The following is an 18458-nucleotide window of genomic DNA, read 5'->3' as shown; positions in this document are numbered from 1 at the left end:
AGTTCAGCAACACCTCTCCCATTGGGAGAGGTGAAGACCAACACCCTGGAGAGAACACCGTGCCAACTGAACGTTTCCAATTCACCGGCGAAGGCGGCCATCAACTCGCCGCGGCACTCGATCTGCCTGAGCGCAAGCCTACCGCCTACGCGCTGTTCGCGCATTGCTTCACCTGCGGCAAGGACGTGCTGGCGGCGAAGCGGATCGCGACCGCGCTGGCGGCCAAGGGAATAGCGGTGCTGCGGTTCGATTTCACCGGCCTTGGCTCCAGCGAAGGCGATTTCGCCAATTCGACCTTCTCCTCCAACGTCGCCGACCTCGTCCGCGCCGCCGATCATTTGCGCGAGACCCGGCAGGCGCCGACGATCCTGATCGGGCACAGCCTCGGCGGCGCCGCGATCCTGGCCGCGGCTGGACAAGTTCCGGAAGCCAGGGCGGTGGTCACGATCGCAGCCCCCTCCGATCCCGCGCATGTCACCAATTTTTTCAAAGATCGCATCGAGGACATCCGCAAGCACGGCGAGGTCGAAGTCGCACTCGCCGGCCGGCCGTTCCGCATCAAGCGCGAATTCCTCGACGACATCGCCGAGCACGGCCTGATGGCGCATGTCGCGAAACTGCACAAGGCGCTGCTGATCATGCATTCGCCGACCGACGATACCGTCGGGATCGACAATGCCACGCAGATCTTCGTCGCAGCAAAACATCCCAAGAGTTTTGTCTCACTGGCGGGCGCGGATCATCTGCTAAGCGGCAAGCGCGATGCCGCCTATGTCGCCGGTGTCATCACCGCCTGGTCCGAACGCTACATCGACGTCGCTGCCGCGGAACCGACCGCCGATCCGGGCGAAGCGCCGCGCCATGTCGTGGTGCGCGAGACCCGCGCCAGCAAGTTCCAGCAAACCGTCAGCATGGGGCCGCACCAGATGCTGGCCGACGAACCCACAGCCGCCGGTGGTCAGGATAGCGGCCCCGGGCCGTATGATTTCGTGCTCGCGGGCCTCGGCGCCTGCACCTCGATGACCATGCGGATGTATGCCGACCGCAAATCGCTGCCGCTCGAGCGCGTCACGGTGACGCTCCAGCACAGCAAGATCCATGCGGAAGATTGCGCCGAATGCGAAACCAAGGTGGGGATGCTCGACCAGATCGACCGCGTGATCACGATCGAGGGCGCGCTCGACGCCGATCAACGCCAACGGCTGATGGAGATCGCCGACAAGTGCCCGGTGCATCGCACCCTGACGTCGGAGGTGCGTATCGTGACCAAGGCTGCGGATTGACCAACAATTGGGCGGGCCTGGCTCTTCACCTCTCCCCGCGAAGAGCGGGGCGAGGGAGAAGAAATCTAGCTAGGCCGCGGCCAGCGGCCGGACGCGGAGCGCGCCGCGCAGGCCAATGGCAGTGCCCGCCAAAATTCCGGCGACCGCAACGAATGACGCCAGCGACAGCGTCGAGAGCCCCGTCAGCCCCTGCCCGATCGAGCAGCCGAGCGCCATGACGCCGCCGGCGCCCATCAGCGCCGCGCCGCCGGCGGAGCGCAGCATATGACGCGGCGATTGATAGCCTTCGAGATGAAAGCGGCCGGTGGCCAGTGCCGTCGCCAGACTGCCGGCAAACACGCCGAACACCGTGACGATGCCGAAATTCAGCGTCGATCCCGTCGACAGCATGACATATTGCAGCGCGTCCGCGATCGGCGCGATGAAGGTGAGCGAAGTCACCGGCGTCGGATTGAAATCGTCGGCGCCGAGATAGCCGGTCGCGTACCAGCCGGCGGCGACGAGAACGCCGACGATAAGGCCGGCGGCGATCTGGCCCCATGATTTCCGGAACGGCTCATGCGCGAAAGCAAAGATGATCAGCGCCGCGCCCAGGACCGAAGCGGCGATCATGCGCGAGGGGATCTCGCCGAGCCCGGCGGCGGACAGCAACGCCGGCACCGAGGTCAGCTTCGCCGTCGCCTGCGACGCCTGCACCATCGCGATGCGCGCCGGCGCGATCAGACCCTTCAGCGTCATCTCCGCGAAAATGCCGAGCACGATCACCACGACGAAGGAACGCAGATTGCCGCGGCCGAGCAGCACCAGCGCCCGCGAGCCGCAGCCGTTCGACATCACCATGCCGTAGCCGAACAATAGCCCGCCGAGGAACATAACCGGCGCCGAGAATGACGGCTGCAGATAGATCGACTTGCCGAGATCGACCAGACCGCGTGCCGCGAGAAGCTGCGAGGCCGCAATCGCAACCCCGATCGCCAGCGCGTAGGTGCGGACCAGTCGGCCGTCGCCCTCCGCCCACAGGCCGCGCAGGCTGCTCATCATGCAAAAGCCCGAGAGCAGCCCAACCGCGCCATAGATCAGACCGATGACGAGGCCGGCAAGGACGACGATGTTGGCGGCGGAGTCCATGGGCGTGTTCCCTCAATCCTTTCCGTCATTGCGAGGAGCGAAGCGACGAAGCAATCCATTCTTTCTTTTCTTGGCGAGATGGATTGCTTCGCTTCGCTCGCAATGACGGCTAATCTACTACGGCCGCAGGATGACGCGGTCGCGCGACGAGCCCGCGACTGCGATGAACGCTGCCTTGGCCTGCTCCAGAGGATAGATCGCGGCCGGCTTGATCGGAAACGGTTTCAGATGCCCGCCAGCGAAGCCGGGGCCGAGCTCGCGCAGCACCGCGCCGGTCGCGATCGACGACAGGCCGAGCGTGTCGATGCCGACATAGGTGTGCTGGCCGCGATAGAATTCCAGAATGTTGAACTGCACGATGCGGTCGACCGCGGCGATCAGTATCTGGCGTCCGCGCAAGGCGAGCGATTGATGCGCGGCCTGGAAATAGGGATCGCCGACAGTATTGAACACGATATCGGCGCCCTTGCCGCCGGTGAGTTCACGGACCCGCGTCGCGACATCCGTCGCCGAGGCATCGATGACGTCGACCTTGGAATTCGTGTGGCCTTCATAGGGCTCGTTTCTGCGCACCACGCCGATCACGCGCGCGCCGTGCCAGCTCGCGATCTGCACCGCCGCCTGACCGACCTTGCCGTTGACGCCCATGACCAGCACGGTCTCGCCCGGCTTCGGAACGCCGGCGCGGCGCAGGCCTTCCATGGCGGTGACGAAGGGAACGCCGATGCCCGCGGCCTGCTCCCACGATAGACCCGCAGGCTTTTCGACCACCGCATCGGCTTCGACCACGAGATACGTCGCATGGGTGCCGTCGCGGCGGATGCCGAGATCGCCGGAGGAGCCGAACACTTCGCGCCCGACCCAGCCCGCCGGGCCGTCGACCACGACCCCCGCATAGTCGCGGCCCGGCGTCCGGGGAAATACCGCATAGGCCATCAACCCGGTGGCGGCCTTGACGTCCGACGGATTGACCGCCGCCGCCTTGACCTCGATCAGCAGCTCATCGGCGCCGCGCGACAAAGCGCGGGTCTCGACCCCCGGCGCCAGCGAAGCGGCATTGTCCGCCCTCGCCGACAGCCGGACGCAACGCGCCTCGATCGCAACAGGTGGCGCATTTGGCTTTTCGGCAACCGGCATCAAGGATATTCCCGCTGTCTCGTCTGACTCGAGAGGCAGGAGTTACCCTTTCGGCCGCTTGTCGTAAACCCGTTTCGCCTTGCCGAGCGAACGTTCCAGCGTGTCGGGCGCCACCGCCTTGATGCGCGCGGTGACGCCAATCGTGTTCTTGATGAAGACCGCGACCTTTTCGGCCTGCCCGGCCAGACCGCTGCCGTCCCAGCTCTCGGAACGCGCTTCCGCCAGCACCGTCATTTCGTCCATTCGCCCTTCGCGCGTCAGCTCGATGACGAAATGGCCGCCGCACCAGTCGGTGGCCAGCAGCGCCTCCTCGATCTGGGTCGGGAACACGTTGACGCCGCGCAGGATGATCATGTCGTCCGACCGTCCCGTGACCTTCTCCATCCGCCGCATACCCGGCCGCGCCGTGCCCGGCAGCAGCCGCGTCAGGTCGCGGGTGCGATAGCGGATGATCGGAAAACCTTCCTTGGTCAGCGAGGTGAACACCAGCTCGCCCTTCTCGCCGTCGGGCAGCACCACGCCGGTCTCGGGATCGATCACCTCGGGATAGAAATGATCCTCCCAGATGTGCAGGCCGTCCTTGGTCTCCACGCATTCCTGCGCGACGCCGGGGCCGATTACCTCGGAGAGGCCATAGATGTCGGTCGCGTCCATGTCGAAGGCATGCTCGATCTCGGCGCGCATCGCGTTGGTCCAGGGCTCGGCGCCGAAGATGCCATATTTGAGCGAGCATTTGCGCGGGTCGAGGCCCTGCTTTTTGAACTCGTCAAGGATCGCCAGCATGTAGCTCGGCGTCACCGTGATGATGTCGGGCTTGAAATCGTTGATCAGCTGCACCTGCCGCTCGGTCATGCCGCCGGAAACCGGCACAACGGTGCAGCCGAGTTTTTCGGCGCCATAATGGGCACCCAGGCCACCGGTGAACAAGCCATAGCCATAGGCGTTATGCATGATCATGCCGGAGCGGCCGCCGGCGGCGCGGATCGATCGCGCCATCACATCCGACCAGGTGTCGATATCGCCCCTGGTGTAGCCGACCACGATCGGCTTGCCGGTGGTGCCGGAAGACGCGTGGACGCGCACGAGTTTTTCGCGCGGCACCGCGAACATGTAGAACGGATAATTGTCGCGCAAATCGGTTTTGACCGTGAATGGAAATTTGGCCAAATCCGACAGCTGCTTGAAATCGGACGGATGCACGCCGGCCTTGTCGAACGATTTTTTGTAATGCGCGACGTTGTCGTAGGCATACGCCAGCGACCAGGCGAGGCGTTTGGTCTGCAACGCCATGATCTCGTCGCGCGAGGCGCGCTCGGCGTCGTCCATTTCGGCGCGGTAGCCGCTTCTGCTGGATTTGAGTTTCGTCATGGCCATGGCGCGTTTCCCTAAAATCTATTTTTGTTTGGTCTCGGTATCCGCCGCCGGCAACCAGGTGCCGCCGATGCTGCGCGAATGGCCGCGAAACTCGGCAATCACAATGTCGTTCGCGGTGACGCGCACGTCGTAGATTCCGGATCGCCCGCTGCGCGAGATTTCGCGCGCGGTCGCGACCAGCAGGTCGCCGAGCTTGCCCGGCCGGATGAAGGTGATGTTACCCTCCGCGGCGACGACGCGGTCGTTATGGGTGTTGCAGGCAAAGGCGAAGGCGGAATCCGCCAGCGTGAAGATGAAGCCGCCATGGGCGATGCGCTGACCGTTGACCATGTTCGGCCTCACGGTCATGGAAAGCGTCGCCTGCCCGGGCTTGATCTCGACAATCTCCATGCCGAGGCCCTGACTGGCGTCATCCTCCTTCCACATCGCGTCCGCGCAGGCGCGCGCGAGATCTTGCGGCGAAAGCGTAGCCTTGACGTTCACTTCGAACTCCCTGTTGCCGGGCCCGTATAGTCAGGCCTCTCTGCCGTTAGTGTTGAGCGCAGCACCCGAGCTGTCAACGCTGTCCACTTCCGTCATTCCGGGATGGTCCGAAGGACCAGACCCGGAATCTCGAGATTCCGGGTTCGCGTCTACGACGCGCCCCCGAATGACAATCAAACATGGTCGTAATCGACCACGACCTTGTCCGAGCATGGCCGCGCCTGGCAGGCGAGAATAAATCCCGCCTTCAGCTCCCACGGTTCCAGCGAATAGTTCACTTCCATCTGCGCTTCGCCCTCGACCAGCTTGGCGCGGCAGGTCGAACACATGCCGCCCTTGCAGGCGAACGGCAGATCCATGCCGGCGCGCAGCGCCGCATCGAGGATCGATTCATCCTCGGCGACCGGGATTTCACGGCGCTTGCCGTCGATGATCAGCGAAGCCGTTGCCTTCGGCGGCGCGCTCGCCGAAACGACTTTCTTCGCGCGCGGCTTGCCGCCGAATTCAGAGACAAAGCGCTCGACGTGAATTTTGTCATCGGCAATGCCGATCGCGCGGCAGGTGGTCTCGATGTCCTCGCTCATGCCTGATGGCCCGCAGATGAAGACGTGGTCGACGCTGGGCGCCGGCACCAGCGAACGCAGCAGCACCCTCACCTTGTCGCCATCGAGCCGGCCGTGCAGGATCGGAATGTCCTGCTCTTCGCCCGAGATGACATGGAACAGCGAGAAGCGCTGCATGAAACGGTCTTTCAGCTCTTCCAGTTCTTCGAGGAACAGCATGCCCGAGGTCGAGCGGTTGCCGTAGAACAGGAAGAAGCGGCTGTTCGGCTCGCGCGTCAGCACGCCCTTCACGATCGACAGGATCGGCGTGATGCCCGAGCCCGCGGCAAATCCGACATAGACCCGCGCGGAATCGGGCGCATGCGCGACGCCGAAGCGGCCGGTCGGCGTCATCACGTCGAGCTCGTCGCCGGCCTTCAATTCATCCGCAGCCCAGCTCGAGAACGCCCCGCCGTCGACCTTCTTCACGGCGATCCGCAATTCACCATCATCGGGGCCGGAGCAGATCGAATAGGACCGGCGCACCTCCTCGCCGTCCATCGTCATGCGCAGGGTCAGATATTGGCCCGGCGCGAAGCTGTAATCGTCGGCCAGCTCTCTGGGAATCGCAAATGTCAGCGACACCGCATCCGGCGCTTCGCGGCGCAGGTCGTTGACGGAAAGGCGGTGAAAACGCGGGGCTAGCGACATCAATAAACTCCCCCCGTCATTGCGAGGAGCGAAGCGACGAAGCAATCCACACTTCCTTTGTGGCTCGATGGATTGCTTCGCTTCGCTCGCAATGACGGATCATCTCAGTGACACTTGAAATAGTCGAAGGGTTCGCGGCAGTTCTTGCAGCGCCACAGCGCCTTGCAGGAGGTCGAGCCGAACTCGGACAGCACTTCGGTATCGACAGATCCGCATTGCGGGCACGCCACCCGCTGTTCGCCGAACAGCGCGCGGCGGCCGCTGCCAGCCTGCGGCGGTGCGATGCCGTATTCCCTGAGCTTGCGGCGGCCATCGTCGCTCATCCAGTCGGTGGTCCAAGCCGGCGACAGCACGGTGCGGATGTTCGGCTTGCGAAAGCCTTCGCGTTCCAGCGCCAGTTCGATCTCCAGCGCGATCATGTTCATCGCCGGGCAGCCGGAATAGGTCGGCGTGATCGCGACCTCGACATGGCCGTCGCTGACCGCGACGTCCCTGAGCACGCCGAGATCGGCAATCGTCAGCACAGGGATTTCCGGGTCGACCACTTGGGCAGCCGCGTTCCAGGCGCGCTGGCGCAAATCAGCATCGCTGAGCACGGCGGCTACCATGTCGCCCCCGGAAAAGTTCGCGGCATCGATTGCAATTCGCTGAGGAGATGGCCGAGATGCTCGCTGTGCCGGCCGCTGCGGCCGCCCTGCTGCATCCAGTTGCTCTTGGGCAGCGCGAGCGTCGCCTCATCCACGACATCGGACACTATCTTGAGCCACTGCGCATGCAGCGCCGCGGGATCGATCGCGATGCCGGCATCGATCAGCGCGCGCTCGCTGTCGTCGACCGCGAACATCTCGCCGGTAAAAGCCCAGAGATCGTCGATCGCGGTTTGCGCGCGGGTGTGGCTTTCCTCGGTGCCGTCGCCGAGCCGAACCATCCATTCCGACGAATGCCGCAAGTGATACGCGCTCTCCTTCTCCGACTTTGCCGCGATCGCGGCCAGCGTCGGATCGCTCGACTTCATCATCGCGCGCCAATAGAGATCGGCGAAGGCGGCATAGAAGAATTGCCGTGCAATCGTGCGCGCAAAGTCGCCATTCGGCTGTTCCAGCAGCAACAGATTGCGGTACTGCCTGACGTCACGCAGATAGGCGAACTTGTCTTCGTCGTTGCCCTTGCCCTCGACCTTGGCGGCGTAGCTATAGAGCTCGCGCGCCTGGCCGAGCAGATCGAGGCCCATATTGGCGAGCGCCATGTCCTCTTCCAGCATCGGGGCATGGCCGCACCATTCCGACAGCCGATGGCCCAGGATCAGCGCGTCGTCGGCGCGGCGCAGGGTGTAGAGCACCAGCGGGGTTTCAGAGACCTGGATCGAGGCGGTTGCCATGTTTCTTGACCTGATCGCGCTACATTGTTGTCGTCATTGCGAGGAGCGAAGCGACGAAGCAATCCACACTTGCTTTGCAGCCCGATGGATTGCTTCGCTGCGCTCGCAATGACGTAGAGAGAAAATCACATATGCCCGACTTCGTCCGGCACATCGTAAAACGTCGGGTGCCGGTAGATTTTTGACTCAGCCGGCTCGAACATCATGCCTTTCTCGGCGGGATCGGAGGCCGTGATCGCGTTCGACGGCACCACCCAGATCGACAGGCCCTCGCCGCGGCGGGTGTAGATGTCGCGCGCGGCCTGCAGCGCCAGCGTGGCGTCGGTCGCATGCAGCGAGCCGACATGCTTGTGCGCAAGGCCATTGCGGCTGCGGATAAAAACTTCCCAGAGCGGAGTGTTCGGTGTCGCCATCACGGTCTCCCTCTATTCGGCGGCTTGCGCGAGTTGCCGATGCCTGCGCTTCTCGGCAAACGCCAACGCGGCCTCGCGCACCCAGGCGCCGTCGTCATGCGCCTTGCGCCGCGCCGCCAGCCGATCGCGGTTGCAGGGCCCGTTGCCGGCCAGCACCGCATTGAATTCCGTCCAGTCGATCGCGCTGTATTCCCAGTTACCGCCAGCATTCTGCTTCATGCCGGGATCGGGAATCGTAAGCCCCAAAAACTGCGCCTGCGGCACGGTGGCATCGACGAATTTCTGGCGCAGCTCGTCATTGGAAAAACGCTTGATCTTCCATTTGGTCGAGGTGTCCGAGTGCTGGCTGACCTTGTCGGGCGGGCCGAACATCATCAGCACCGGCCACCACCAGCGATCCAGCGCGCTTTGCGCCATCGCTTTCTGCTCTTCGGTGCCACGCGACAGCGTCACCATGATTTCAAAACCCTGACGCTGATGGAACGACTCTTCCTTGCAGACCCGGATCATCGCGCGCGCATAGGGACCATAGGAGCAGCGGCACAGCGGAATCTGGTTCATGATCGCCGCGCCGTCGACCAGCCAGCCGATCGCGCCGATGTCGGCCCAGGTCAGCGTCGGGTAATTGAAGATCGAGGAATATTTTGCCTTGCCCGCCAGCATCAGGTCGACCAGCTCTTCGCGGGAGGTGCCGAGCGTCTCGGCCGCGGCGTAGAGATAAAGCCCGTGGCCGCATTCGTCCTGAACTTTAGCCAGCAGCGCGGCCTTGCGGCGCAGTGACGGCGCGCGGGTGATCCAGTTGCCCTCGGGCAGCATCCCGACAATTTCGGAATGGGCGTGTTGGGAAATCTGCCGGGTCAGCGTCTTGCGATAGGCCGCCGGCATCCAGTCATTCGGCTCGATGCGCTCGTCGGCATCGATGCGCGCCTGGAACTGCGCGGATCGTTCGGCGTCCTCGATGTGGCGGTCTTCGCCGTCGGACGTGTTGAGCGCCTGCGTGTACATGGCCGGGCCTCCCGAATGTTGTTGGCTTTGATATATATCAAAACTTTAAACATGCAAGATATTTTTGTAACATATTCACATCCCGTCAAACCGCCGCGCCAGTTCCGCGGCGGGCTTCGGCAGCGGGCCGTTTTCGTTCGTCGCGTGGCGGTCAAGCCATTGTTCGGACTGACGAAGCAGCCCGCGATAGATCTCGCCGCAGAGCTCCCTCGCCGCCCCACCCGGCCAATCCCGGGGCAACAGCGACGTCGGCAACAGCGGATCGCGCAGCACCACGCGGCGGTAATGATGGATCAGCAGGATGCGCGCGGCGAAGGCGTCGGCCTCGGTGAGTGGCTCGCCGCGGCCGATCCAGCCGCGCAACGGCTCGAAGGTTTTCATGAACTTTTGATAGGCATCCGCAGTGCGTTGCAGCGGCCAGCTTTCACTGAGCAGACGCCTGCCGCTGTCGTCCTCGGCGGAGACTTCGAGGCGGATAGCGCCTGCGGCTTCCTCGGGAACAGCCACGCCCGACGGCGCCACCCAGACGCCCGGCAGCGGGCTGCCGAAGCCCGCGTTCTTCAGGGCCTCGCGCGACGCGTCACGGTCCTCGCCATTGCCGATCAGCAGCAGCTCGAAGCGTCCGGTCCAGTCGGACGGCGGCGGATCGTAGATATGCCGGGTGGCGGCGGCAAAGGTCTGCCGGCCCTTTTTGGCCAGCCGGTAAAAACTGTTGCGGCCGACCTTGTTGCGCTCGAGCCAGCCGTCGGTGGCGAGCCGCGACATCGCCGTGCGCACCACGCCGCTGTCGATGTCGAGCGCTTCGAAAAACTCCAGCAGCGTGCCGAGCCAGACCGAGCCGCCGCGCGGCACGATGGCATCGCCGAACACGGTGATGACGATGGAGCCGGTGCGCGACGGTTCGCGCTTCAACTGGTCGACGATGCGGGCGAGCGGCGGTTGCGGCATGCGTCAACGCATACCGCGTTTTGTGGATTCACGACAACGGCAGTGCTGCTTCTCCCTCGCCCCGCTCTTGCGGGGAGAGGGTTGGGGTGAGGGGCTGCCTCAACGAATACCGAATGCGCGGAGAGTCCCTCTCACCCGGCGCTACGCGCCGACCTCTCCCCGCAAGCGGGGCGAGGTAAGCAAGCGCCGCGCCGACTTACGCCGGCGCTTCGCAATCAGCGGTTCGGATCGGGATAGGCGAGGCTGCGCCAGCCCGAACGGTCGAACGGCGCCCATTTGCCCTCGGGCTGCGCCAGGCGATCGGCGACCGCAAAGACCGCGGCGGGATGATGGCCCATGCCGCAATGGCTGCTTTCGACTTCGATGCTTTCGGACATCGACGAGGTCTGTTCGCGGCAGCCTTCCCAGGCGCAGATGCCGTCGGTGCGGCTGAAGATCGCGGTGGTCGGCACCGGGGGGGTGCCGGCCAGCGATCCACCGAACCGCGCCTCCTCTTCGTCGGCGCGACGGCCGCTGGCCATCTCGTAGACGCGCCAGGCGTTGGTCGCCTTCGGACCGCTTGCAAACGGACTGCCGAGCGTGATCACCGAGCGCACACGCTCCGGCATCATCTTGGCGAGCTGGCGCGCGTAGAGACCACCGAGACTCCAGCCGACCAGCGAGACCTTGCGGCCATGGGTGTCGTTCAATTCCTGCACCAGGTCGACCATCGCGTGCTGCACGCCATGGCGCAGCCCGAGATTACGACCCTGCCGCCAGCCGCTGACGGCGTAGCCTTTGCTCTTCAGAAAACTGCGCAGCGGACGCGTCGAGGTGTCGGAGGCGACGAGGCCGGGCAATACCAGCACCGGGTGTCCGTCACCTCGGGGCGCCAGGCTGAGAAGCGGCAAGGCCCCGAGAAACGCGCCCAACTCGGAAATGGCCCGCCCTTCCAGAAACATCAGTGTTCTGGATGGCGGGCGAAGCGTCTGCGCAGCAACGGACATCGTATCTCCTGTTCAGGCCTGGCCCCTTACGTCTCGGCAGCCGGCCAAATGTGGCAAATTAGAAGACGTCTCTTCGGTACAATCGTTCCGCAACGCAACAACCTGACTTGGAAAGCTAGGGAACTGATTCTGCCCTTTCAAGCGGAACGCACTGCAACAATGGCCAGTAAAAACGCAGTCGTGATCAATTAGTCACAGCCACCGCAGCAGGTACTCAAGCGTGTACAACGCCAGGCCGGCAAGCCCGCCGATCAGCGAGCCGTTGAAGCGGATGTATTGCAGGTCCCGGCCGATGTTGATTTCGATCAGCGAGATCAATTGCCCCATGTCCCAGGCCTTGACCTGATCGGAGATGAAGGTCGAGACGCCGCTCTTCTGCTCGGCGATCACGGTTTTGAGCACGGCCACGAGACCCTGGTTGATCTCGGCGCGCAGTTCGGCATCGCCGGCCAGCGCCTCGCCCGCCTCCGCGAACATCCGCGCCAGAATCTGCTGCAGCACCTGCGTCTCGCCCGAGGCGCTGCGTTCGATGAACGAGCGCGCGTTCGACCAGACATTGCGCGCGAGGTCGCCGAGCTCCGGCCGCGCCAGCAGATCGCGCTTCAGCCCGTCGATGCGATCGGCAAAGGCCTTATCCGTGCCGAGGCGATCGACGAACGACAGCAGCATGCGATCGAATTCACCGCGGAACGGGTGTTTTGGATCGTTGCGCACTTCCTCGAAGAAGGTGGTCGCGGAGGCCACGATCCGGTTCACCAGAAACCGGTCGGCGCGGTAGAGCTTCAAAAGCGTCGGCAATTCAGCGCGGATCTTTTCGCGGATCACGGCCATGGTTTCCGCCTGCGTCAGCGTTTGATGCATCACGCGCAGGATATCGTCGAGCAATCCCTGATGGCGGCCTTCCTGCACGAAGCCGCGCAGCGTGCCGGCGGCGAGCGGCGCGAGATCGATCGACATCAATTTCGCGGTGATGCGGCGGCTGACGAAGGTCATCAAGCCCGAACTTTCCGTCGCCGAGACCGCCTCCGGCAACAGCCGCAGCGCGAAGCGGGCGAGATCCTCGCTGCGCTTGCGGTCGCGCAGCCAGTCGGCGATGAACGAGCCGAAGTCGATCTGGCGCAATTTGGCTTCGACGGGAGCGGCTTCGAGGAAATGCACCTCGATGAACTCGCCGAGCTTGTCGGCGATGCGGTGCTGATTGCTCTGGATGATCGCGGTGTGCGGGATCGGCAGTCCCAAGGGCCTGCGGAACAAGGCTACCACGGCGTACCAGTCGGCCAGGCCGCCGATGGTGGCGGCTTCCGCGAACGCCGCGATGAAGCCGAAGGCCGGATGCAGCGGCAGCAGCACCTTCGCGGCGACGAACAGCAACAGCGTTGCCGCCAGCACCGATGTCGCCAGCCACTTCACGCGCCGCAGCTCGGCGGCGCGTTGCGCGTCGCCGGGAGCGTCGATGACGAAGGTGGCGGGAAGGCTCATGACGGCTTTCGGATGAATGACGGCGACTTCAAGTATAGCGCGATGCACCCATCGCCGTCATTCCGGGGCGTGCGAAGCACGAACCCGGAATCTCGAGATTCCGGATCGCCGCTTCGCGTCGTCCGGAATGACGCGGATGTAATCGTCAAAAAGAAGGCCCGCCTAAGCGGGCCTTCGAAACGGCAGTTGGCAGGGAAACGCGATCAGGCGGTCTTGGTGTAGACCTTGGAGAAGTTGTCCTGCGCGGTCTTGGCACCGTCGGCGACGAGCTTGCCGAGATATTCGGTGGTGGCCTTCGCCCGCGTGACGAGAACTTCGCCGCGCGCACGGACCATGTCCGACTGGATCTGGGCGGCTTCGCTCAGCGACTTGGCCGAAGCGAGCTTGTCGATGCCGGCGAAGAACGCTTCCGCGTCCTGATAGAGCGCCTGCTGGATGTTGCGGCTGATCTTGGCGGCCTCGGTGACCGAACCGGCAACGGCGGTTTCGATCGCGGCGGTCACCTTCTCGGAACCGGCATGGAGGTCGGCGGCGCGAACCTTGGCGGTCTCGGCCTGCTTCTTCACGAACTCACGGGCAGCTTCCGGAACTTCCAGGTTCTGGAGCTTGGTGAACGCCTCGGTGACGGGCGCGAAGGCTTCCTTGACGGTATTCAGCACGGAATTGGTCTCGGTGGTCATGGGGGTCTCTCCATCCTCAGGTTTGAGCTATGGGCTCACCCCGTCCGGTTTGGCCCGGGGCGAGAGGGTTGTGCCATAATTAATGGTGCGTTGCAACATCAATGGTGCAGCGCGACATCACTAATTCGTGATCAGCCTTAACGCTGAGCGATTTGCCTAGCGAACCGGCGAAAGTTCCACTTTAGGCTAATGCGTGACCGCCCCGGGAAGCCCATAGGCCTCCATCTGTGCCCGAACCTGCGCCACATTGTGCCCGAGCACGACGATGTCGTGCTTCTTGCCGTCGACGTCGCGGACGTGGTCGCGCAGCAGCGCCTCGGCCTTGAAGCCGAGGCTCTCGAACAGCGCGATCGCCGCCTGCTGATCGACCGTCATCTGCACCGACAGCTTTTCCAGCCCGGCGCCGAGCGCCAGCGCAAAGGTCTCCTGCGACAGCGCCCGGCCGACGCCCTGGCCGCGCACGTCCTGCGACACCACCATCCGGATCTCGCCGACATGGGGCGACCAGGAGTGCGGATCGCGCACCAGCGTGCCGCAGCCGACCACCGCCCCCGCCTTCACCGCCAGCAGGCTTACGATCGCGCCACGCTCGATCTCGTTGACCCAGGCCGACAGCACTTTGGGCTGGCTGATATTGCGCGGCAGGAACAGCAGATCATGGGTCGGCAGTTTCTGCGCGAAGGCGAGCACGGCGGGCTCGTCGGCCGGCGCCATCAGGCGGAATTCAATCTCGCCGGCATCGGTCTTGACGTGCCGAGGGTAGGAACGTGTTTCACTCATATCGATCTTCCACCTAACCAGTTGTCCAGTTTCGGCCACAGCCGCTTGATGGCGTTGGCCCCTGCAACGAGGCTGACGTGACCGCCCTTGAGCATCACCTCTTCCTTGTCGGATGAGCCGACCTTCGCGATCAGATGCTTGGCCGCGTCATAGGGCACGATGTGGTCGTGCTCGGCCACCGCGTGCAGGATCGGCACCTTGATCTTGGAAATATCCGCCGCACGGCCGCCGACTGACATGGTGTCGTTGAACAATTTGTTGTCCCACATCAGGTCCTTGGTGATGGCGCGGAAATATTCGCCGGCCAGCGGCAGCGTATCGGTCGCCCAGCGGTCGAACATCCGGTACGATTTGACGAACTCGTCGTTCCAGATGTTCTCCCATAATTGCACCTGGCTGACCGCGCGGGAGGCCGGCCGCAGCATTTCGAACGAGGACAGGATCATTTCCGGCGGTACGTTGCCGACGCTGTCGACCAGGCGGTCGACGTCGAAATAGCGCCTATCCGAGAAATTCGAGAACAGCTTCATCTCACGGAAATCGATCGGCGTAGTGAAGCAGATCAAATTCTTCATCGGCCCGTCGCTGAAGATCGAGCCGTACAGCAGCGACAGCACGCCGCCGAAGCAATAGCCGATCACCGTGACATCCTGCTCGCCGGAATCCTGCTGCACGCGGCGGACGCAATCCGGAATGAAGTCGAGGACGTAGTCCTCCATCCCCAGCGACTTCTCCTCCGGCTTCGGCGCGGTCCAGTCCAGCATGTAAACGTCGTAACCGCGCTTGAGCAGGAATTCGATGAAGCTCTGGCCGGGCACCATGTCGAGGATGTAGCCGCGGTTGGTGGTCGCCATCACGATCAGGATCGGCACACGGTAGATTTCGTCCGCCATCGGGCGGTAGTGATAGAGGTTCATGGTGCCGCGGACCGCCAGGATGTCTTTCGGCGTCGATCCCAGCGACGGCCCGGACGAAGCGATATATTCGACGCCCTTGATGCTGCGCTGGATCGCACGCTGCACCTCGGACTGGATCCGGTCCGGGATGTCAGCCAGATCGAGGCCCGCAGATCTGAGGCCAGCGCTGGCGCTCATCTCTGTTCTCCTTCCGAGGGAGGACGCTTGGTGCGCGGCGGCCGCGGCGCGCCATAGCCGCTATCCGGCGCGCTGGAGTTGTTGTGCACCTGGTGCAGCAGCGCCTTGATCTCGTTCAACTGGCCTTCGATCGCCTGAATCCGCTCGGCCATGCCGACGAGCTGCGCCCGGCTCGGCAGGTTCATGCTGACGAGATATTTCTCCATGAGTTCGCCGAGCTGCTTTTGCGCACCCGCCGTGACGCCGCCGACCTGATTCATCACCTTGGAGAATTCAGGCGACGCCATCGCCTTGTTGGCGAAGGAGTTAAAACCCTTCTCCATCTCGCCGATCATCGTCTGCCAGATCACGGCAGGATCGTTGCCCTTGTCGACCATTGGCGCTCTCCCGGACGGTTACGAGCGCTTTGCACGCTTCGCTTGTTTCCAAGCATACCATACCGTTGCGGCGGGCTGGTCAACACCAAGTCACGGAAAGCCTTCTGCGCTGCGACAAACCGTGGCATAGAGTTTCCTCATCGCGATACCACCCAGGGGATAGCCCACCGTGAACCCGCAAGCTCATCAGCCGCCGCAGATCATCAGCGCCAACGGCATCGACATTTGCTACGAGGTTTTTGGCGACCCGAGCGCAGAACCGATGCTGCTGATCATGGGGTTAGGGGCCCAGATGATCCACTGGGACGACGAGTTCTGCCGCCAGCTCGCCGCGCGCGGCTTTCGCGTCATCCGCTTCGACAATCGCGACATCGGCAAATCAGGCAAATTGAGCGGCGGCAAGCGGCTCACGCCCGTCGAACTGCTCAAGCTGCGGTTCCTGAAGATCCCGGTCGCCGCGCCCTACAAGCTCATCGACATGGCCAGGGACACGACCGGGCTGATGGACGTGCTCGGCATCAGGTCGGCGCATCTGGTCGGGGCGTCAATGGGCGGCATGATCGCCCAGGAAATCGCGATCTCGTTCCCGCAGCGGGTGCGCTCACTGACCTCGATCATGTCGACCACGGGCAATCCCAAAGTGCCGCCGCCGACCCGCGAGGCCTCCGCGATGCTGATGGCGCCGCCGCCGGCCACCAGGGAAGAATATTTCGAGCGGTTTGCACAGACCTGGAAAATCCTGCGCGTCGGTTCCTTCCCGGAAGACGAGGCGCTCGATCGCTCGCGCGCGGAACGCACGTTCGAGCGCGGCCTCAATCCGGCCGGCGTCGGCCGGCAGCTCCGCGCCATTCTGGCTTCGGGCAGCCGCAAGGAACGGCTGCACGCGGTGAAGGCGCCGACACTGGTGATCCACGGCACCGTCGATCCGCTGGTCCGCCCGGAGGGCGGCAAGGACACCGCGGCGTCGATCCCGGGCGCAAAGCTCCTGATGGTCGAAGGCATGGGCCACGCGCTGCCGATCCCGCTGTGGCCGCAGATCATCGACGCCATCGACAAGCACGCGCATGGCGCGGCGGCCAAGGCGGCGTAGCCCAGCGCTTAATCGTTACATGCAGCACCGGTCGTGCGCGTCCAGGGGAGCAGTACGATGGTGGCATCCGATAAACTATTTGCCGGTTCTATCCCGGAAATCTACGACCGGTTTCTGGTCCCGCTCATCTTCGAGCCTTACGCGCGCGATCTCGCCCGGCGGCTGGCACAAGCAACACCGGGGAATGTGCTGGAAACGGCCGCAGGAACCGGCGTTCTGACCCGCGCGATGGCGTCGATCCTTGCTGCGGAGGCGCGCATTGTCGCAACTGACCTGAACCAACCGATGCTCGATCGGGCAGCGCTATCGTCCGGGGATGGACGGATCGAGTGGCGGCAGGCCGACGCGCTTGCCCTGCCATTTACAGATCAAAGCTTTGACGCGGTGGCCTGCCAGTTCGGCGCGATGTTCTTTCCGGACAAGGTTTTGGCCTACAAAGAGGCGCGCCGGATCTTGCGGCCGGGCGGACGTTTCCTTTTCAATGTGTGGGGCCCGATCTCGGATAACGAATTCGCGGACACGGTCACGGATGCGCTCGCCGTGCTGTTTCCGCACGATCCCCCGCGCTTCATGGCCCGCACCCCGCATGGCTACCATGATGTCCAACTTATCCGACAGGAACTGGATGCCGCCGGGTTCACGGCCGTCTCGATCGACACCGTGGACCACCGCAGCAAGGCGCCCTCGCCGCGCGAGCCCGCAATTGCCTATTGCCAGGGAACGCCGCTGCGAAACGAGATCGAGGCCCGCGACGCCTCAGGCCTCGAGGCGGCGACCCAACGAGCGACGGAAGCATTGTCACGCCGATTTGGCACCGGGGCCATCGAAGGCCGCATCCAGGCGTTGGTGATCAGCGCCAGCCGCGGCTGATGCGCGCGTTATTCCCTGGTCGCGATCCAGATCACATGGCGCGCGCCGCCGCCTCTTCCAGTGGCGCGGATGGCAACTTCGTTGACGTCGAAGCCGGCGCCGCGCAGACGTTTTGCAAAGGGCGGATTGGGTCCGGACGACCAGACCGCCAGCACGCCGCCGGGGTGCAACGCCGCGTGCGCCGCTTTCAGTCCGGCTGAATTATAGAGCGCATCATTGGCCTTGCGGGTCAGGCCCTCCGGACCATTGTCGACATCCAGCAGTATCGCATCGAAGGTTCGTGCACGCGACCGGATAACCTCGGTGACATCAGTCTCCAAAACGCTGACGCGGGGATCGATCAGGCTGTCGCCGAAAATCTCGGCCATCGGGCCGCGTGCCCAGGCCACCACCGCCGGCACCAGCTCAGCCACCACGACCTGCGCCTTGATTCCGAGCACGCCGAGTGCCGCCCGCACCGTAAAACCCATGCCGAGGCCGCCAATGAGCACATGCGGCTTTGCGACCTTTTCGATCTTCTTGGCTGCAAGCGTCGCGAGCGCGGCCTCGGAACCGCTGAGGCGGCTGTTCATCAGCTCGTTGGTGCCGAGCATGATGGAGAACTCGGCGCCGCGCCGCATCAGCCGCAATTCCGCGTCGGTGCCGGGAATGCGCGCGGTGTCGATCTTGACCCATGGAATCATGGAAGGGGTTCTAGCAC

Annotated in this window: 20 protein-coding genes; 3 read left to right on the top strand and 17 right to left on the bottom strand. The window is 63.9% G+C overall.

Annotated elements, in window-relative coordinates; translation table 11 throughout:
- Positions 1-59: 59 nt before the first annotated feature.
- A complete protein-coding gene (locus NL528_RS15960; RefSeq protein WP_309183637.1) occupies positions 60-1283 on the top strand; it encodes a bifunctional alpha/beta hydrolase/OsmC family protein in 1224 nt (407 codons plus the stop codon).
- A gap of 69 nt (positions 1284-1352) precedes the next feature.
- On the opposite strand, the gene NL528_RS15955 is transcribed toward NL528_RS15960, so the two are convergent.
- From NL528_RS15955 to NL528_RS15880, 16 genes are all read right to left on the bottom strand, one after another.
- Entirely contained in the window at positions 1353-2411 is a 1059-nt protein-coding gene (locus tag NL528_RS15955; RefSeq protein ID WP_309183636.1) for a YeeE/YedE family protein, read from the bottom strand.
- Positions 2412-2528: 117 nt separating this feature from the next.
- Positions 2529-3548: a zinc-binding alcohol dehydrogenase family protein gene (locus NL528_RS15950; protein ID WP_309183635.1), complete on the bottom strand. Its 1020-nt coding sequence runs from the start codon at positions 3546-3548 to the stop codon at positions 2529-2531.
- Positions 3549-3590: 42 nt separating this feature from the next.
- Positions 3591-4922 carry a phenylacetate--CoA ligase PaaK gene (gene paaK / locus NL528_RS15945; protein ID WP_309183634.1) on the bottom strand — a complete coding sequence of 444 codons (1332 nt, stop codon included), beginning with the start codon at positions 4920-4922 and terminating at the stop codon, positions 3591-3593.
- 18 nt (positions 4923-4940) lie between these two features.
- Positions 4941-5405: a hydroxyphenylacetyl-CoA thioesterase PaaI gene (gene paaI / locus NL528_RS15940; RefSeq protein WP_309183633.1), complete on the bottom strand. Its 465-nt coding sequence runs from the start codon at positions 5403-5405 to the stop codon at positions 4941-4943.
- Between the two features lie 173 nt (positions 5406-5578).
- Positions 5579-6658, bottom strand: a complete 1080-nt coding sequence (gene paaE / locus NL528_RS15935; RefSeq protein ID WP_309183632.1) for a 1,2-phenylacetyl-CoA epoxidase subunit PaaE — start codon at positions 6656-6658, stop codon at positions 5579-5581.
- 104 nt (positions 6659-6762) lie between these two features.
- Positions 6763-7266, bottom strand: coding sequence for a 1,2-phenylacetyl-CoA epoxidase subunit PaaD (paaD, locus tag NL528_RS15930; protein ID WP_309183631.1), 504 nt, complete (start codon positions 7264-7266; stop codon positions 6763-6765).
- Positions 7260-8036, bottom strand: a complete 777-nt coding sequence (gene paaC, locus NL528_RS15925) for a 1,2-phenylacetyl-CoA epoxidase subunit PaaC (protein ID WP_309183629.1) — start codon at positions 8034-8036, stop codon at positions 7260-7262. The genes paaD and paaC overlap by 7 nt, the downstream gene beginning before the upstream one ends.
- 125 nt (positions 8037-8161) lie before the next feature.
- Positions 8162-8449 (bottom strand): 1,2-phenylacetyl-CoA epoxidase subunit PaaB, encoded by a 288-nt coding sequence (gene paaB / locus NL528_RS15920; protein ID WP_309183628.1) that lies wholly within the window; start codon positions 8447-8449, stop codon positions 8162-8164.
- A gap of 12 nt (positions 8450-8461) precedes the next feature.
- Positions 8462-9454: a 1,2-phenylacetyl-CoA epoxidase subunit PaaA gene (gene paaA, locus NL528_RS15915; protein ID WP_309183627.1), complete on the bottom strand. Its 993-nt coding sequence runs from the start codon at positions 9452-9454 to the stop codon at positions 8462-8464.
- 75 nt (positions 9455-9529) lie between these two features.
- Positions 9530-10402, bottom strand: coding sequence for a phenylacetic acid degradation operon negative regulatory protein PaaX (gene paaX / locus NL528_RS15910; protein ID WP_309183626.1), 873 nt, complete (start codon positions 10400-10402; stop codon positions 9530-9532).
- 215 nt (positions 10403-10617) lie between these two features.
- On the bottom strand, positions 10618-11388 hold the full coding sequence (locus tag NL528_RS15905) for an alpha/beta hydrolase (protein WP_309183625.1): 771 nt from the start codon (positions 11386-11388) through the stop codon (positions 10618-10620).
- A 192-nt stretch (positions 11389-11580) separates the two neighbouring features.
- On the bottom strand, positions 11581-12867 hold the full coding sequence (locus NL528_RS15900; RefSeq protein WP_309183624.1) for a DUF445 domain-containing protein: 1287 nt from the start codon (positions 12865-12867) through the stop codon (positions 11581-11583).
- 203 nt (positions 12868-13070) lie between these two features.
- Positions 13071-13547 (bottom strand): phasin, encoded by a 477-nt coding sequence (locus tag NL528_RS15895; RefSeq protein ID WP_309183623.1) that lies wholly within the window; start codon positions 13545-13547, stop codon positions 13071-13073.
- 186 nt (positions 13548-13733) lie between these two features.
- Positions 13734-14327 carry a GNAT family N-acetyltransferase gene (locus tag NL528_RS15890; protein WP_309183621.1) on the bottom strand — a complete coding sequence of 198 codons (594 nt, stop codon included), beginning with the start codon at positions 14325-14327 and terminating at the stop codon, positions 13734-13736.
- Positions 14324-15421: an alpha/beta fold hydrolase gene (locus NL528_RS15885; protein WP_309183620.1), complete on the bottom strand. Its 1098-nt coding sequence runs from the start codon at positions 15419-15421 to the stop codon at positions 14324-14326. The genes NL528_RS15890 and NL528_RS15885 overlap by 4 nt, the downstream gene beginning before the upstream one ends.
- Positions 15418-15798, bottom strand: coding sequence for a hypothetical protein (locus tag NL528_RS15880; RefSeq protein WP_309183619.1), 381 nt, complete (start codon positions 15796-15798; stop codon positions 15418-15420). Before NL528_RS15880 ends, NL528_RS15885 begins: the two co-directional genes overlap by 4 nt.
- A gap of 169 nt (positions 15799-15967) precedes the next feature.
- Here NL528_RS15880 and NL528_RS15875 point away from each other — a divergent pair, with 169 nt between their 5' ends.
- A complete protein-coding gene (locus tag NL528_RS15875; protein WP_309183618.1) occupies positions 15968-16888 on the top strand; it encodes an alpha/beta hydrolase in 921 nt (306 codons plus the stop codon).
- Positions 16889-16945: 57 nt separating this feature from the next.
- Entirely contained in the window at positions 16946-17758 is an 813-nt protein-coding gene (locus NL528_RS15870) for a methyltransferase domain-containing protein (RefSeq protein WP_309183617.1), read from the top strand.
- An 8-nt stretch (positions 17759-17766) separates the two neighbouring features.
- On the opposite strand, the gene NL528_RS15865 is transcribed toward NL528_RS15870, so the two are convergent.
- On the bottom strand, positions 17767-18441 hold the full coding sequence (locus NL528_RS15865) for a spermidine synthase (RefSeq protein ID WP_309183616.1): 675 nt from the start codon (positions 18439-18441) through the stop codon (positions 17767-17769).
- Positions 18442-18458 lie beyond the last annotated feature (17 nt).

It is taken from the genome of Bradyrhizobium sp. Ash2021 (assembly GCF_031202265.1).
GTDB lineage: Bacteria > Pseudomonadota > Alphaproteobacteria > Rhizobiales > Xanthobacteraceae > Bradyrhizobium.
Note: the sequence above shows the minus strand (reverse complement) of the source record. Positions and strands in the feature narration are given on the sequence as shown.

What these genes read in the sequence shown, in the direction of transcription:
- NL528_RS15895 (WP_309183623.1), bottom strand. Translation starts at nt 13,547, where the DNA reads ATGACCACCGAGACCAATTCCGTGCTGAATACCGTCAAGGAAGCCTTC.
- NL528_RS15865 (WP_309183616.1), bottom strand. Translation starts at nt 18,441, where the DNA reads ATGATTCCATGGGTCAAGATCGACACCGCGCGCATTCCCGGCACCGAC.
- paaC (WP_309183629.1), bottom strand. Translation starts at nt 8,036, where the DNA reads ATGGCAACCGCCTCGATCCAGGTCTCTGAAACCCCGCTGGTGCTCTAC.
- paaX (WP_309183626.1), bottom strand. Translation starts at nt 10,402, where the DNA reads ATGCCGCAACCGCCGCTCGCCCGCATCGTCGACCAGTTGAAGCGCGAA.
- paaA (WP_309183627.1), bottom strand. Translation starts at nt 9,454, where the DNA reads ATGTACACGCAGGCGCTCAACACGTCCGACGGCGAAGACCGCCACATC.
- NL528_RS15885 (WP_309183620.1), bottom strand. Translation starts at nt 15,421, where the DNA reads ATGAGCGCCAGCGCTGGCCTCAGATCTGCGGGCCTCGATCTGGCTGAC.
- NL528_RS15950 (WP_309183635.1), bottom strand. Translation starts at nt 3,548, where the DNA reads ATGCCGGTTGCCGAAAAGCCAAATGCGCCACCTGTTGCGATCGAGGCG.
- NL528_RS15880 (WP_309183619.1), bottom strand. Translation starts at nt 15,798, where the DNA reads ATGGTCGACAAGGGCAACGATCCTGCCGTGATCTGGCAGACGATGATC.
- paaE (WP_309183632.1), bottom strand. Translation starts at nt 6,658, where the DNA reads ATGTCGCTAGCCCCGCGTTTTCACCGCCTTTCCGTCAACGACCTGCGC.
- NL528_RS15870 (WP_309183617.1), top strand. Translation starts at nt 16,946, where the DNA reads ATGGTGGCATCCGATAAACTATTTGCCGGTTCTATCCCGGAAATCTAC.
- paaB (WP_309183628.1), bottom strand. Translation starts at nt 8,449, where the DNA reads ATGGCGACACCGAACACTCCGCTCTGGGAAGTTTTTATCCGCAGCCGC.
- paaD (WP_309183631.1), bottom strand. Translation starts at nt 7,266, where the DNA reads ATGGTAGCCGCCGTGCTCAGCGATGCTGATTTGCGCCAGCGCGCCTGG.
- NL528_RS15955 (WP_309183636.1), bottom strand. Translation starts at nt 2,411, where the DNA reads ATGGACTCCGCCGCCAACATCGTCGTCCTTGCCGGCCTCGTCATCGGT.
- NL528_RS15905 (WP_309183625.1), bottom strand. Translation starts at nt 11,388, where the DNA reads ATGTCCGTTGCTGCGCAGACGCTTCGCCCGCCATCCAGAACACTGATG.
- NL528_RS15900 (WP_309183624.1), bottom strand. Translation starts at nt 12,867, where the DNA reads ATGAGCCTTCCCGCCACCTTCGTCATCGACGCTCCCGGCGACGCGCAA.
- paaK (WP_309183634.1), bottom strand. Translation starts at nt 4,922, where the DNA reads ATGGCCATGACGAAACTCAAATCCAGCAGAAGCGGCTACCGCGCCGAA.
- NL528_RS15890 (WP_309183621.1), bottom strand. Translation starts at nt 14,327, where the DNA reads ATGAGTGAAACACGTTCCTACCCTCGGCACGTCAAGACCGATGCCGGC.